The 14,654-nt window shown below is 33.8% G+C and carries 14 protein-coding genes; 9 read left to right on the forward strand and 5 right to left on the reverse strand.

Features of this window, described 5'->3' with window-relative positions:
- Positions 1 to 2: 2 nt before the first annotated feature.
- Entirely contained in the window at positions 3 to 881 is an 879-nt protein-coding gene (locus D1818_RS16190) for an ABC transporter permease (protein ID WP_118463826.1), read from the reverse strand.
- A gap of 256 nt (positions 882 to 1,137) precedes the next feature.
- Between D1818_RS16190 and D1818_RS16195 the strand changes: the two genes are divergently transcribed.
- The 6 genes from D1818_RS16195 (at position 1,138) to D1818_RS16220 (ending at position 8,041) form a co-directional block, all read left to right on the forward strand.
- The gene (locus D1818_RS16195) at positions 1,138 to 2,070 is read left to right on the forward strand and encodes a ketopantoate reductase family protein (RefSeq protein ID WP_118460021.1); all 933 of its coding nucleotides are present in this window, start codon (positions 1,138 to 1,140) and stop codon (positions 2,068 to 2,070) included.
- 81 nt (positions 2,071 to 2,151) lie between these two features.
- Entirely contained in the window at positions 2,152 to 2,592 is a 441-nt protein-coding gene (locus tag D1818_RS16200; RefSeq protein WP_147406100.1) for a hypothetical protein, read from the forward strand.
- Between the two features lie 155 nt (positions 2,593 to 2,747).
- Positions 2,748 to 5,561, forward strand: a complete 2,814-nt coding sequence (gene leuS / locus D1818_RS16205; RefSeq protein WP_118460023.1) for a leucine--tRNA ligase — start codon at positions 2,748 to 2,750, stop codon at positions 5,559 to 5,561.
- A gap of 170 nt (positions 5,562 to 5,731) precedes the next feature.
- Positions 5,732 to 5,992 carry a SemiSWEET family sugar transporter gene (locus D1818_RS16210; RefSeq protein ID WP_118460024.1) on the forward strand — a complete coding sequence of 87 codons (261 nt, stop codon included), beginning with the start codon at positions 5,732 to 5,734 and terminating at the stop codon, positions 5,990 to 5,992.
- A 133-nt stretch (positions 5,993 to 6,125) separates the two neighbouring features.
- The gene (gene ald / locus D1818_RS16215) at positions 6,126 to 7,241 is read left to right on the forward strand and encodes an alanine dehydrogenase (RefSeq protein ID WP_118460025.1); all 1,116 of its coding nucleotides are present in this window, start codon (positions 6,126 to 6,128) and stop codon (positions 7,239 to 7,241) included.
- 107 nt (positions 7,242 to 7,348) lie between these two features.
- Positions 7,349 to 8,041 carry a zinc metallopeptidase gene (locus D1818_RS16220; protein ID WP_118460026.1) on the forward strand — a complete coding sequence of 231 codons (693 nt, stop codon included), beginning with the start codon at positions 7,349 to 7,351 and terminating at the stop codon, positions 8,039 to 8,041.
- Positions 8,042 to 8,089: 48 nt separating this feature from the next.
- Here the strand turns inward: D1818_RS16220 and D1818_RS16225 are convergent, their stop codons facing one another.
- Entirely contained in the window at positions 8,090 to 8,560 is a 471-nt protein-coding gene (locus tag D1818_RS16225) for an Lrp/AsnC ligand binding domain-containing protein (RefSeq protein ID WP_118460027.1), read from the reverse strand.
- 68 nt (positions 8,561 to 8,628) lie between these two features.
- Positions 8,629 to 9,999 (reverse strand): saccharopine dehydrogenase family protein, encoded by a 1,371-nt coding sequence (locus D1818_RS16230; protein ID WP_118460028.1) that lies wholly within the window; start codon positions 9,997 to 9,999, stop codon positions 8,629 to 8,631.
- A gap of 153 nt (positions 10,000 to 10,152) precedes the next feature.
- Between D1818_RS16230 and D1818_RS16235 the strand changes: the two genes are divergently transcribed.
- Both D1818_RS16235 and pckA read left to right on the forward strand, forming a co-directional pair.
- Positions 10,153 to 10,536, forward strand: coding sequence for a DUF423 domain-containing protein (locus tag D1818_RS16235; protein WP_118460029.1), 384 nt, complete (start codon positions 10,153 to 10,155; stop codon positions 10,534 to 10,536).
- 67 nt (positions 10,537 to 10,603) lie between these two features.
- Complete coding sequence (gene pckA, locus D1818_RS16240) at positions 10,604 to 12,220, forward strand: phosphoenolpyruvate carboxykinase (ATP) (protein WP_118460030.1); 1,617 nt, start codon at positions 10,604 to 10,606, stop codon at positions 12,218 to 12,220.
- Between the two features lie 92 nt (positions 12,221 to 12,312).
- On the opposite strand, the gene D1818_RS16245 is transcribed toward pckA, so the two are convergent.
- Together D1818_RS16245 and D1818_RS25940 are read right to left on the reverse strand one after the other, a co-directional pair.
- On the reverse strand, positions 12,313 to 13,059 hold the full coding sequence (locus D1818_RS16245) for a uroporphyrinogen-III synthase (RefSeq protein ID WP_118460031.1): 747 nt from the start codon (positions 13,057 to 13,059) through the stop codon (positions 12,313 to 12,315).
- A gap of 32 nt (positions 13,060 to 13,091) precedes the next feature.
- Positions 13,092 to 13,745: a DUF4271 domain-containing protein gene (locus tag D1818_RS25940; protein WP_118460032.1), complete on the reverse strand. Its 654-nt coding sequence runs from the start codon at positions 13,743 to 13,745 to the stop codon at positions 13,092 to 13,094.
- A 175-nt stretch (positions 13,746 to 13,920) separates the two neighbouring features.
- On the opposite strand from D1818_RS25940, the gene D1818_RS16255 reads away from it, so the two are divergent.
- Positions 13,921 to 14,652 (forward strand): polyprenol monophosphomannose synthase, encoded by a 732-nt coding sequence (locus tag D1818_RS16255; protein ID WP_118460033.1) that lies wholly within the window; start codon positions 13,921 to 13,923, stop codon positions 14,650 to 14,652.
- Positions 14,653 to 14,654: the final 2 nt, after the last annotated feature.

Raw genomic sequence — 14,654 nt, forward strand, 5'->3', positions numbered from 1 at the left:
TTCTAATAATACAATTCATCAGTTCTGAGATTCAGAAAACGTTGTGTAGCAAAAAATGTACTTATCCAGGTGATCAAAACACCTACTCCAAAAACTCCTCCAAATAAACCAATTAGCAATATTTTGTCACTAAGCAATGCTAATTCTGGGAAAGCTTTGTCGAGATAATATAAAACGACTGCAACTCCAATGAGAGCAAGAATGGCTCCGATCATTCCCAAACGAACACTTTTCCAAACAAAAGGCCTGCGAATAAATCTTTTGGTAGCGCCTACCATCTGCATGGTTTTAATAATAAAACGTTTAGAATATACAGAAAGTCGAATGGAACTATTGATAAGAAGTACAGCGATAAAAGTAAAAATTCCACTAATTAATAGTGCCCAAAAACTTATTTTCTTGATGTTATCATTTAATAGAGAGATCAATGGCTTATCATAAGTTACTTCATCAACAAAATCTTTTTTAGTAATAGATGTTGTGATTTCATCAATCTTTACCTGATCTACAAAATCGGCTTTTAGATATACGTCAATCGAATTCTGAAGAGGGTTGTATCCAAGAAAATCCATAAAATTTTCTCCAATGTCCTTGCTATGTTCTTCCGCAGCTTCATCTTTAGAGATGTAAGTAGTCGATTTTGTATATTCTGATAGCGCTAAGCTTTTTTCCATTTGTTTGATCTCAACTTCTTTGGCAGTATCTTTTAAATAAATGGTAAGTGCAATTTTTTCTTTAAAATGATCAGCAACTTTTTTTGTATTCAATACCAAAAGCCCTAGTAAACCTAATAAAAAAAGTACCAGAGAAATACTAATAACCACAGAGAAATACGAGGAAATTAGTCTACGTTTCTGATATTTTTCAAAAGATGAACTCATAAAAATTTGTTTTGTAGGTAAAAATAATAAAGTTAATGAGACTTTTAATTCTAAAATGTATCTCATTTCAGAATTAATCTTGCTATAGTGCAAGATCTGTTTATTATGATGTTTTAATTAACTTTGATTTATAAAGGTAACGTCTAACAGGGATTAAAATTTTTTGAAATCACAATAAAGATTATATTTCATAAAACGAATACTGGGATTACCTAAATTTCTAAGAGTAGAGCGATCTAATTTATCTAAAAAGAATATGCATACAGTTATTATAGGTATTGGTGGGGTTGGAGGGTATTTTGGAGGAAAAATTGCCAATTCTGGCCAAAAAGTATCGATGATTGCGAGAGGAAAGCATCTAGAAGCGATACTTCGGAGTGGGTTACAGGTTAAAAGTATTGATGGAGATTTCGAGACCGGGCCTTTTTTAATTACCGATGATATCTACAAAATTGAAAAAGCAGATTTGATTTTAATCTGTACCAAATCCTGGCAAGTTCAGGAAGCTTCCGAATTTATTAAACCAATCCTGAAAGAAGATACCATTGTAATTCCACTACAGAATGGCGCGGATAATGCAGAAAAAGTACAATCTGTGATTGATAAAAAACATGTACTTGGGGGATTGTGTAAGATCTACAGTAAAATTGAAGTTCCAGGAGTTATTTCGCATTTTGGACATACGCCCGAAGTTATTTTTGGAGAACTGGATAAAAGTAGATCTGATCGTTTACAAAAGGTGAAAGCTGTTTTTGATAAAGCAGGATTTAAGAACAAGATTTCTGAGGATATCCAGATAGATATATGGAGCAAATTTATGTTCATCACTACTGTTAGCGGTTTAGGAGCGCTCACCAGAGCAACAATCGGAGAAATATATGCGCATCCTGAATTGAATAATATGCTCAGAGCGACAGCTACTGAGATTTATCAGATAGCTATAGCCAAAGGAATTGAAATGCCTTTGGCTATTGTAGATGGAATCATGACTTTTATTGGCAAACAACCTTTTGATGCAACTGCCTCTACCCAAAGAGATATTATGGAAGGGAGACCTTCAGAGTTAGATAATTTTAATGGTTTTATTGTAAAAGAAGGTAAAAAACTAGACCTAGAGACACCTACAAATGCATTTATTTATAGTTGTTTACAGCCAATGGAAGCAAAAGCTAGAAATGAGGTTAAATAGTTTTTCCAAATATTAGATAGTCGGGAATAACTGTCTAAAAGCCGATTCGTAACAGAATTGCTTGTTTTTCGTCTCAAATTTATGAGATTACTATTATATGCCTTGTTATTATTTTGTATTGAAAATCTATATCCACAATTAATGGAAACAGATATTATAGGGAAATGGATTATTAAAGATGTTATTAATAATAGTCAAATCACAAGTTGCTATGGCAATATTGAATCTAGATCTGAAGAAGATAAAGACTTGAAAAAAAGGTATATTGATGCTTCGATTGAATTTTTGGCATCTAAAGAATTAATATATAGGGACAAGAAAAGTCTATCAGAAAATGACAAAGATGTCGAACCATTCATTGGATTGTATAGTTATAGATGGAAAGTTTTGAATAAAAATGAAATTGAATTCATCCAACTGCCAAATGATGAAGGAATACAAAGATTTGTAATTCAATATAAGAATGAAAAAATATACTTTGATTTTATAGGAATCTTGTTTATTATCGAAAAAACCAATTAGGCAGCTTATAAGTACATTTTCCCTAATACTTCGCGAACAATCGTTATTAACAATCGAACAAATTCAGGATTCGTTTATTTTTTATCAATTTATAAACTCTCAATAGTATTAGAGGTATAACAAAAATCGTAAATTTGCGGTCTTAATTTCAGATGATGAGTTACGATTTTAATACGATTGAAGCCAGATGGCAAGCCTATTGGGCAGAGAATGGAACGTTTAAAGCTGAAAATAACAGCGATAAACCAAAATACTATGTGCTAGACATGTTTCCTTATCCTTCTGGAGCAGGACTACACGTTGGGCATCCATTAGGATATATTGCCAGTGATATTTATGCAAGATATAAGCGTCACAAAGGATTTAACGTATTACACCCACAAGGATATGACTCATTTGGGTTGCCTGCAGAGCAGTATGCGATCCAAACAGGTCAACATCCTGCAATCACTACCAAAGATAATATTGCTCGTTATCGCCAGCAATTAGATAAAATTGGATTTTCTTTTGATTGGAGTCGTGAAGTAAAAACCAGCGATCCTAAGTTTTATAAATGGACACAATGGATCTTTACAGAGCTTTTTAATTCTTGGTATGATAATGATGCGGATAAAGCAAGACCGATTAGTGAGTTAGAAGAGTTGTTTTCTAAAGAAGGGAATCCAAATGTTAATGCAGTATGTGATGAAGATATAGCAGAATTTACTGCTGCTGATTGGAATGCTTTTTCATCAAAAGACAAACAAGAGGTTTTATTAAAATATAGATTAACGTATTTAGCAGAAACAGAGGTGAACTGGTGTCCACAATTAGGAACAGTGTTAGCCAACGATGAAATCGTAAACGGAGTTTCCGAACGTGGTGGTTATCCAGTGATCCGTAAAAAGATGACACAATGGAGTATGCGTATTTCTGCATATGCACAACGTTTACTGGATGGATTAAATACGATTGATTGGCCTCAGCCATTAAAAGATTCTCAAACCAATTGGATAGGTCGTTCTGAAGGAGCAAGTGTGACGTTTCGTGTAAAAGGTCATGATGAAGTGATCGATGTTTTTACTACACGTCCTGATACTATCTTTGGTGTGAGTTTTATGACATTGGCTCCCGAACATGAATTAGTAGCTAAAATTACAACTCCAGAGCAAAAAGCCGAAATAGATGCATATATAGAAGCAACTGCGAAACGTAGTGAACGTGATCGTATGGCGGATGTAAAAACTATTAGTGGCGTGTTTACAGGAGCTTACGCTGAACATCCATTTACTAAAGAACCAGTTCCAATCTGGATTGGAGATTATGTGTTAGCTGGATACGGTACAGGAGCTGTAATGGCAGTACCTTGTGGAGACCAACGTGATTATGATTTTGCAAAACACTTTGAGATTGATATTCCTAATATTTTTGAAGGAGTAGATATTTCTGAAGAAGCGTTTGCGGATAAAGACGAAACAATCATTACCAATTCGGACTTTTTAGATGGTTTGAAATATAAAAAAGCAGTAAAAACTGCGATTTATGAGTTAGAAAAACTAGGTCAAGGAAAAGGTAAAATCAATTATAGATTACGTGATGCAGTATTTAGTCGTCAGCGCTATTGGGGAGAACCATTTCCAGTATATTATGTAGACGGTATGCCACAGATGATTGATCTAAAACATTTACCAATCGAATTACCTGAAGTAGAAAAATATTTACCAACCGAAACTGGTGAACCGCCATTAGGTCGCGCGGATGTTTGGGCTTGGGACACCGAAAAGAATGAAGTAGTTTCTAATGATTTAATAGATAATACAACTGTTTTTCCTTTGGAATTAAATACCATGCCAGGTTGGGCAGGAAGTTCTTATTACTTTAATAGGTATATGGATCCTAATAATGAAGATGAGGTTTTTTCACAAGATGCAATTAATTACTGGAAAGAAGTTGATCTATATATAGGAGGAAGTGAGCACGCAACGGGTCATTTATTATATGCGCGTTTTTGGCAGAAATTTTTATTTGATAGAAGTGTTGTACCAGTTGATGAATTTGCAAAGAAACTGATCAATCAGGGAATGATTTTGGGAACAAGTGCTATTGTTTATAGAGTTAGCGGTACAAATAAATATGTTTCCAAAGGATTAAAAGATCAATATGATGTAGAAGAGCTTCGTGTGGATGTTAATATGATAAATTCCTCTGATGAATTATTGCCTGAGGATTTAAAGAATTGGCAACCACAGTTTATGGATGCTGAGTTCGAACTTGAACATGGTAAGTATATTGTTGGGAGAGAAGTTGAAAAAATGTCCAAAAGATGGTTTAATGTAGTAAACCCAGATGGTATTTGTGATCAATATGGAGCAGATAGTTTACGACTATATGAAATGTTTTTAGGACCATTAGAGCAAGCAAAACCTTGGAATACAGCAGGAATTACTGGTGTGCATGGATTCTTAAAGAGATTATGGAAACTCTACCATAATGGAGATGTGTTTGGTGTGACTGATTCAGAACCCACAAAAGATAACTTAAAGACATTACATAAAACCATTAAAAAGGTAGAAGAAGATATAGAGAATTTCTCTTTTAATACTTCGGTGAGTACTTTTATGATTGCAGTAAATGAATTAACTGCTCAGAAATGTAATTCCAGAGCAATTTTAGAACCATTATTGATATTGGTTTCTCCGTATGCTCCACATATAGCAGAAGAGCTATGGAATAAATTAGGACATAATGAATCAATTGCTACAGCATCATTTCCGGTTTTTGAAGAAAAGCATTTGGTAGAAAGTACAAAGCAATATCCTATTTCATTTAATGGTAAAATGCGTTTTATGATGGAGTTATCTTTAGATTTAAGCAAAGAAGATATCGAAGCAGCTGTAATGGCGCATGAAAAAACACAACAACAACTTGATGGTAGAACACCTAAAAAAGTGATCGTGGTACCAGGTAAGATTGTCAATGTAGTTGGGTAAACGAAACATTGTATAATAAAAAGTTGTCAAAGGAGTGATCCCAATTTTGATTGAGATTGTATCGAGATTAGGCTTTTGATCAAAAACAACTGGTTTTCGATACATTCGCCCGAGGCGGACACTCAAACTGACGCTGTTTTTTTAGGTAGATGTTTTTCTCAAAATAGTATATGATCAACCCAGTAGAAATTCTTGGATTAATAGCAGCGATATTAACAACAGCTGCTTTTTTACCACAAGTTTATAAAACTTGGAAGACGAAATCTGCAGAAAGTTTATCGATGTCAATGTTGTTAATTTTTGAAAGTGGAGTGCTTTGTTGGTTGGTTTATGGGTATTTGATAGATAGTCTGCCTGTAATTTTGGCAAACTTTGTTACGGCTATATCTGGATTTTTGCTGCTTTATTTTAAATTCCGCTACAAAAACTAAAAGAAATTGCTAATTCTGATCGTTTTTTAACAAATTTCAGTGTATTTCTTTAAATTACAGATAAGATATTTTTTAGGCCTATTTTATTGTTTTATTTCAATAAAAAATTTATTTTCGACCAAAAATTAAGAATATGATAATTGGTGTTCCTAAGGAAATCAAGAATAACGAGAACAGAGTGGGTGTAACACCTGCTGGAACAATGGCACTCGTTAGTCATGGTCACACTGTTTTCATTCAGCAAGATGCTGGTCTTCAGAGTGGTTTTAGTGATGATGAATATATCGGTGCAGGAGCAAAGATATTACCTACTATAGAAGAGGTGTATCAGACTGCGGAGATGATTATAAAGGTGAAGGAGCCTATAGAGCCAGAATATAAATTGATCAAGAAAGATCAATTAATATTCACTTACTTTCATTTTGCTTCAAGCGAGCCTTTAACAAAAGCAATGATAGAGAGTGGGTCGGTTTGTATTTCTTATGAAACTGTTGAAGATCCTGATCGTAGTTTACCATTACTTACACCAATGAGTGAAGTGGCTGGGCGTATGTCTATCCAGCAAGGAGCGAAATATTTAGAAAAACCGTTAAAAGGAAGAGGAATTCTTCTTGGAGGTGTTCCTGGAGTTGCTCCTGCCAAAGTATTAGTGCTTGGTGGAGGTGTTGTTGGTACTCAGGCTGCAAAAATGGCAGCAGGAATGGGTGCAGATGTAACAATTCTAGATATTAGTATGAAGAGATTACGTTATCTAGATGATGTAATGCCTGCCAATGTGAATACTGAATTTTCTAATGAATATACAATTCGTGAACATATAAAGACTTCTGATTTAATCGTTGGAGGTGTATTAATACCAGGAGCGAAAGCGCCAAAACTTATCACTCGTGATATGCTAAAGGATATGCGTGCTGGAACAGTATTGGTAGATGTGGCAGTAGATCAAGGTGGTTGTTTTGAGACTACAAAACCTACTACACATCAAGATCCGGTTTATATTATTGATGATGTAGTACATTATTCAGTGGCTAATATGCCAGGAGCAGTACCTTATACTTCGACTTTGGCATTAACTAATGTTACTTTGTCATATGCGGTACAATTAGCAAACAAAGGTTGGAAAGCTGCTTGTGCAGATAACGAACCACTTAAAAAAGGATTAAACGTAATCAACGGAGATGTAGTGTATCCAGCTATTTCAGAAGCATTTAACCTTCCTTTGGAAGATGTAAATAACTATTTAAGTTAAACTCGACTTATTGGCTAACTCAAGTTTATTTAACTGAAAACCTCGTCTTTATGGCGAGGTTTTTGCTTTTATTATTGTAACTTTAATAATAAAAAAAGTTTTTAATTATGATGGGATATTATGTCATAGCGGGAATTATCTTTCTGGTAAGTTCATTCGTTAGTAATAAACTAAAAAGCAAGTTTAAGCATTATTCTAATGTGCGTTTGCAGAATGGAATGAGCGGGGCAGAGATTGCTACAAAAATGTTAGAAGATAATGGAATACGAGATGTAAAAGTAATTTCTACACCAGGGATGTTAACAGATCACTACAATCCAAGGAATAAAACAGTGAATTTGAGTGAAGGAGTGTATAATCAAAGAAATGCAGCTGCAGCTGCTGTTGCCGCTCATGAAGTGGGTCACGCTGTTCAGCACGCTACTGCTTATAGTTGGTTAACGCTTAGATCTAAGATTGTTCCTGCAGTGGGGATTTCTAGTAAATTGTCCAATATTGTAATAATGGTAGGTTTAGGTTTGTCAGTTGCCGGTAATGCATTCGGAAATTTAATTTTCTTGGTTGGAATAATATTATTCGCTGTTACAACTTTATTTACTTTTATAACACTTCCTGTGGAATATGATGCTAGTAATAGAGCTTTAGCTTGGTTGGAAAATGCAAATATGGTAACAAGTAACGAGTATGATGGGGCGAAAGATGCTTTAAAATGGGCTGCAAGGACTTATTTGGTGGCTGCGTTAGGCTCTTTAGCTACATTGCTTTACTTTGTTTCTATGTTTTTAGGAAGAAGAGATTAATAGTAAAAATACCTTTGAGATTTTAAAGTCTTGAAGGTATTTCATGCACTATATTTTAATCTGTCTATTGATTTGTTGGTCTAGTGAAATAAATGTTTCTGTTCTAGATACGCCTTCAATTGCCTGAATTTCTTTATTCAATACATTCATTAGGTGTTCATTATCTCTACAGAGAATTTTAATGAATATAGACCAGTTTCCTGTAGTGTAGTGACATTCAATTACTTCAGGAATGTCTTTCAATTGTTTAACTGCTTTAGGGTTGCTAACCGCTTTATCTAGATATACTCCTACAAAGGCCATGGTTTTATATCCTAATACTTTTGGATCTATAATAAATTTGGATCCAGCAATAAGGCCAGAACCTTCTAGTTTTCTTAATCTTTGATGAATGGCTGCGCCAGAAATTCCAATCTTTCTTGCAATTTCTAAGATAGGCCTTCGGGCATCTTCCATAAGATTACGAAGAATTTCTTTGTCAATACCATCTATTTTTACACTACCATATTGACCTTTCATAAAAAGATAGATTACAATTAATAATCAAAAATAGAGGATAAGATTTAAAATTGAAACTTTTTATAAGATTATCCTTTTACACCGTCAGGATTGTATCCTAAATACTCACATTCTTTTTCTTTAAATTCAATGCCGTATTCCTCTAATTCCTTAAGGATTGGAGTGTATATTTCTTCTCGGATCGGTATCTGTACCCCAGGAGATGTAATTTCCTTGTTCAAAATTCTTAATGCAGCCATGGCAACTGGTAATCCAACAGTTCTGGCCATAGCTGTGTACTTTTGATCCTTGCCAATACATACCATTGTTGCGTCTATCTGTTTGCGTTCTCCATCAAGTTCATATCCAAATTTATGATACATTACGATCATATCTTTGTCTCCGTCATTTAAGGTCCATTTGTCCATTAGTATTTTCTGTAAAATCTGAGCAGGTGTCGCGTTAGGAATTCCTACTTTTTTATCAGTATTAAAGATATCTAGCTCTATTAGTTTGTCCCAGATAATATCGTCCTGATCAATTTTTAAATAATGACGAAGCTTTAACTCTACAGAATCTGTTGGAGAGTAAGCAAGAAATGAGTTTGTAAAATCTCGGTAACTCATATGTTCAGAGTTTGCTAATGTATAATCATCAGCTGTCATACCTAATTGCACAAAAATGTTCCAGGCTTTAGAAAATCCAACTCTTCTTATGGTTCCTCGATAAAGAGTTAAAATATCATTGAGTCCATAAATGCTTTGATATTTTAAGGAGTTTCTATTAGCATATGCTTCAAAACGACCGTATTCTTCTACTTCTAGGAATTCGGTTCTTCTGAATAATTTATGATAAGGGATGTATTTATAGGCTCCTTCTTGTAAGAATTCTGCAGCCCCACCCTGTCCAGCAACTACTACGTTTCTGGGATTCCATGTAAATTTATAACGCCATAGATTGTTGTCACTTTCAGGAGCTACCAATCCTCCTGTAAAAGATTCAAATAATATAATTTTTCCTCCTTGATTTCGTATCCGGTCAATAACCTGCATTGCACTCATATGATCAATCCCAGGATCTACACCAATCTCATTCATAAAAACAAGACCTTTTTTCTTTACTTCTTCATGAAGCTCTTGCATCTCTTTGCTTACATAAGAGGCGGTGACCAAAGATTTTTCGAATCTAAGGCAGTCTTTGGCTACTTCTATATGGAATCTTGCTGGAAGCATAGATACTACAATGTCAGCATTTTTAATTGTGTCTTCTCTCGAGTTTTTGTCAAAAACATCTAACTTGATAGGAGTAGTATTAGGATGATCTGCTGCAAGTGTTCGAGCATTCTCAACGGAAACGTCCCCGATAATAATGTGTAAATTTTCAGATTCGGATTTATCCTGAAAATATTTAATTAAAACCGCAGTGGATTTACCTGCACCAATGACCAGTATCTTTCGCATGCTTATTGATTATTTTGATAACTTTGATGCGAATGTAGTAAATACATCAAAAAGTAAGTTCTCAATTTTGACGTATTCGTTATCTTTTCAAACAAAATATGTCTAAAATTTATTTTTTGGTCAAAAAAATGATCAATTATTGCTAAAAAAAGAATGAATAAAACAATTTTGATTACCGGAGCAGTTGCAGCCCTATTAGCCGTACTATTAGGAGCATTTGGAGCGCATGGCTTAGAGAAGCTTGTAGACCAAACAAGTATTAATTCTTTTCAGACGGGTGTTCGATATCAAATGTATCATGCAATCGTTTGTATTATTTTAGGAAATATGGCTGTCTTAGAAGATGTTGTCAAAAAACGCATTTTTTATTTCTTCTTAAGTGGAATGATTCTTTTTTCAGGGTCAATTTACCTTTTGGTAGTTGATGAAATATTAGGAATTTCTCTATCAAGTATTGGCTTTATTACACCTTTGGGAGGTTTTATGTTAATTTTAGGATGGATTTTCTTTGTTATTTCGCTTGTTAAGATTAAGTGATTTTTTTAACCGTTAGTGTAATATTTATTTATAATTTTGTCAAACATAACAAACACAACATATTTTTATGGAACCACTGTATCCAATTACGAAAACGATTTCGTTAAAGCATTACGGTATTGAAAATGCTACAATACGCTACCAGTTATCTCCAGATGAACTTCAGGAAGAAACGGTTCAAAAGGGACAAGGAAAAATTACAAAATCTGGAACACTTGCTGTAAATACAGGTGAGTTTACTGGTCGTTCACCAATGGATCGTTTTATTGTAAAAGATCAAATTACTGAAGATAAAATTTGGTGGGGTGATATCAATATTCCTTTTGAGTCTAATGCTTTTGATGCATTATACGACAAGGTTACGTCATATCTTTCAGGTAAAGAGATATTTGTTAGAGATAGTTACGCTTGTGCGGATGCTGATTATAAGTTAAAAATACGAGTGATCAATGAGTATCCTTGGTCTAATATGTTTGCTTATAATATGTTCTTAAGGCCAACAGAAGAGGAGCTCAAGGGTTTTGATCCAGAATGGACAGTGATTAATGCGCCTGGTTTTATGGCGGATGCATCAGTAGATGGTACACGTCAACATAATTTTGCGATATTAAACTTTACGAAAAAAATAGCGCTTATTGGAGGGACAGGTTATACGGGAGAAATCAAAAAAGGTATTTTTTCTGCGTTAAATTTCATACTACCTGTTTATAAGGAAACGCTTCCGATGCATTGCTCTGCTAATGTTGGAGAAGAAGGAGATACTGCAATATTCTTTGGGCTTTCTGGAACGGGAAAAACAACATTGTCGACTGATCCTAACCGTAAATTAATTGGGGACGATGAACATGGTTGGACCAAAGAAAATACAATCTTCAATTTTGAAGGTGGTTGCTATGCAAAGGTGATTGATCTCTCAGCAGAAAAGGAACCGGAGATATATGGAGCGATTAAAAAAGGAGCAATTCTTGAAAATGTAATTTTTGGAGATGATGGCGAGGTGGATTATGCAGATACTTCTATCACTCAGAATACAAGGGTAAGTTATCCAATTTATCACATAGAGAATATACAGGAATCTTCTATAGGTAAAAACCCAAAGAATATATTCTTTTTAACAGCAGATGCTTTTGGAGTTATGCCTCCTATTTCTAAATTGACTCCAAGTCAGGCAGCGTACCATTTTATATCTGGATATACAGCAAAAGTAGCAGGAACAGAGGCTGGTGTTGTAGAGCCTACTCCTTCATTCTCAGCTTGTTTTGGAGCGCCGTTTATGCCGTTACATCCAGCAAAATATGCCGAAATGTTAATCAAAAAAATGAAAGACACTGGTGTAAATGTTTGGTTGGTGAATACAGGATGGACTGGCGGACCATATGGCGTAGGAACTAGAATCAAATTAAAATATACACGTGCTATGATCCAAGCGGTACTTAATGGTGATTTAGGATTGTATTCTTACGATAACTATCACATTCATTCGGTATTTGGAGTGGCACAGCCAAGAGAATGTCCAGGAGTTCCAACAACGGTATTGAGCCCTAGAGCTACTTGGAATAATGATGAAGAATATTATAAAACAGCATTTAAATTAACGAATGCATTCAGAGAGAATTTCAAAAAATTCGAATCCTATGCTAATGAGGAAATCCGTAGAGGAGGTCCACAACGTTATGCTTTTTAGTAGATAGTTAAATACTAAAAGAAATAAAAAAATGCCTGAAATATATATTTCAGGCATTTTTTTGTTTTCAATATTTTAAAAAATAAGTATTGTTATTTCTTATTTGCTTCTTTAATGTATTTCTGAAGTGCCATTGTCATTGAAGGAGTTTCAGGAGTTGGAGCTTGAATATTCACTATCAAGTCGTGTTCCTCTGCAGCTTTTACTGTAGAGTTTCCAAAAACAGCAATACGAGTATCTTTTTGTTGAAAGTCCGGAAAGTTCTCGAATAATGATTTTATTCCTGAAGGACTAAAAAACACTAGGATGTCATAAAACACATCTCTTAAATCAGAAAGATCACTTACCACAGTTTTGTAGAAAATTGCTTGCTTCCATTCTACTTTTAAGGTGTTAAGTGTGTCAGGGATTTCAGATTTTAATTTATCGGAAGAAGGTAATAAAAACTTTTCATTTTTATACTTCTTAACTAACGGCATTAATTCCTGAAATGTACGTTTTCCAACATAAATTTTTCTCTTTCTGTAAACTACATACTTCTGTAGATAATAAGCAACAGCTTCACTCTGGCAAAAGTATTTAAGCGAATCAGGAACTTTAAAACGCATTTCATCAGCGATTCTAAAAAAATGATCCACAGAATTTCTACTCGTAAGAATAATAGCAGTGTATTGAGATAAATCTACCTTTTGTTGCCTCACTTCCTTAGCATCTACGCCCTCTACGTGAATAAACGGTATAAAGTCAATTTTTACCTTTTCTTTCTCCTCAAGTTCGAAATAAGGTGAATTTTCTACTTTAGGCTCTGGTTGTGAGACCAAAATCGTTTTCACTTTCATATATAGTCTTTATTTGTAAACGTACCCCTATATTATATAATTAGCTTGTATAGCATAAAATAGGGTGCGATTTCAAGTGCGCAAAGATACAAAATAAAATAAAACGAATGGTTTAAAATGATGTTTTCGTTTTTCTTATACACAGAAAATAGAATCATTAAGTTTAGAATCAACAAACAAACTAGTAATGCAATTAGAACAATTTTTGAGGGTTTCGCAGTATAAATGAACAATAAATTAAGAGGCAATAAAATTACCCCCAAAAAATTACGATATGATACTTTATAAAATAAATAATCTTCAATTAAAACTTCTATAGAAAAAATAGTAGAAACTATTTTTTCTATCAAGATTTTAGAGATTAAAACAAATAAATAAAGAGCGGATATCTTTAGGTAAAGTATCATATCAACTGTACCCGATTCCCATTGTAAAACATCTAGGCACAGATATATGAACAATGAAACAGAGAGAACTTGAACTAAAATTAGAATTCCATTAAAAAAAGTAGATAGTTTATTCCCTTTTTGATTAAGAACGATATACTTGTTTGTGTTGAAAAGCATTACAAATTCTGAAAAGCGAGCAGAATTCATAAGTTTAGCTGTCGCTAAAAGCACAAAACACATTAGAATTACTATAGTAATCCAGTCAGTAGATATGATTTCTCTTGTAATAACTTCCATGCTTATAAAAGGATAAAATTAAGCCATACTTATTACATAATAAAATAAAGTATCCTATAATAAGATGCAACACTAATTTAAATACCAAGTATATATACATAAACCATAATATTAGTGCGAAAAACTGAAAATATTCTAGTGATTATTTAGTTATATTTGCCTGAAAACACTTTAAATGGTAGACGCATTAGTAATTATACCTACCTATAATGAGATCGAAAATGTAGAGCGTATTATCAAAAATGTGCTTGCGCTTCAACGTGATTTTAATATTCTGATTGTAGATGATAATTCTCCAGACGGAACAGCCGCAAAGATTAAAGAATTGCAAGAGGAGTATCCCGAACATCTTTTTTTAGTAGAGCGGAAAGGAAAGTTAGGATTAGGAACAGCATATATTACAGGATTTAAATGGGCGTTAGAACGATCTTATGAATATGTTTTTGAGATGGATGCGGATTTTTCACATAATCCAAATGATCTGATACGATTATATAATGCTTGCGCTAAGGGAACATCAGATGTAGCGATTGGGTCGAGATATGTTACAGGAGTAAATGTGGTTAATTGGCCTATGAGCAGGGTATTACTATCTTGGTTAGCATCTAAATATGTTCGTTTTATCACTGGAATGGATATTCATGATACTACAGCAGGTTTTATTTGTTATAAAAGAGAAGTTTTAGAAAAAATTAACCTTGATAAGATTAAGTTCGTAGGATACGCTTTTCAGATTGAAATGAAATTTAAAGCATATCTATCAAAATTTAAGATAAAGGAAGTTCCAGTAGTGTTTACTGATAGAACAAGAGGAACTTCTAAAATGAGTAAAGGAATTATCTCTGAAGCGATTTTTGGCGTATTAAGGATGAAATTAAAGAGTTTGTTTAATAGTTATGAAATATGATC

The sequence above is a fragment of the Aquimarina sp. BL5 genome, from assembly GCF_003443675.1.
Taxonomy (GTDB): Bacteria; Bacteroidota; Bacteroidia; order Flavobacteriales; family Flavobacteriaceae; genus Aquimarina.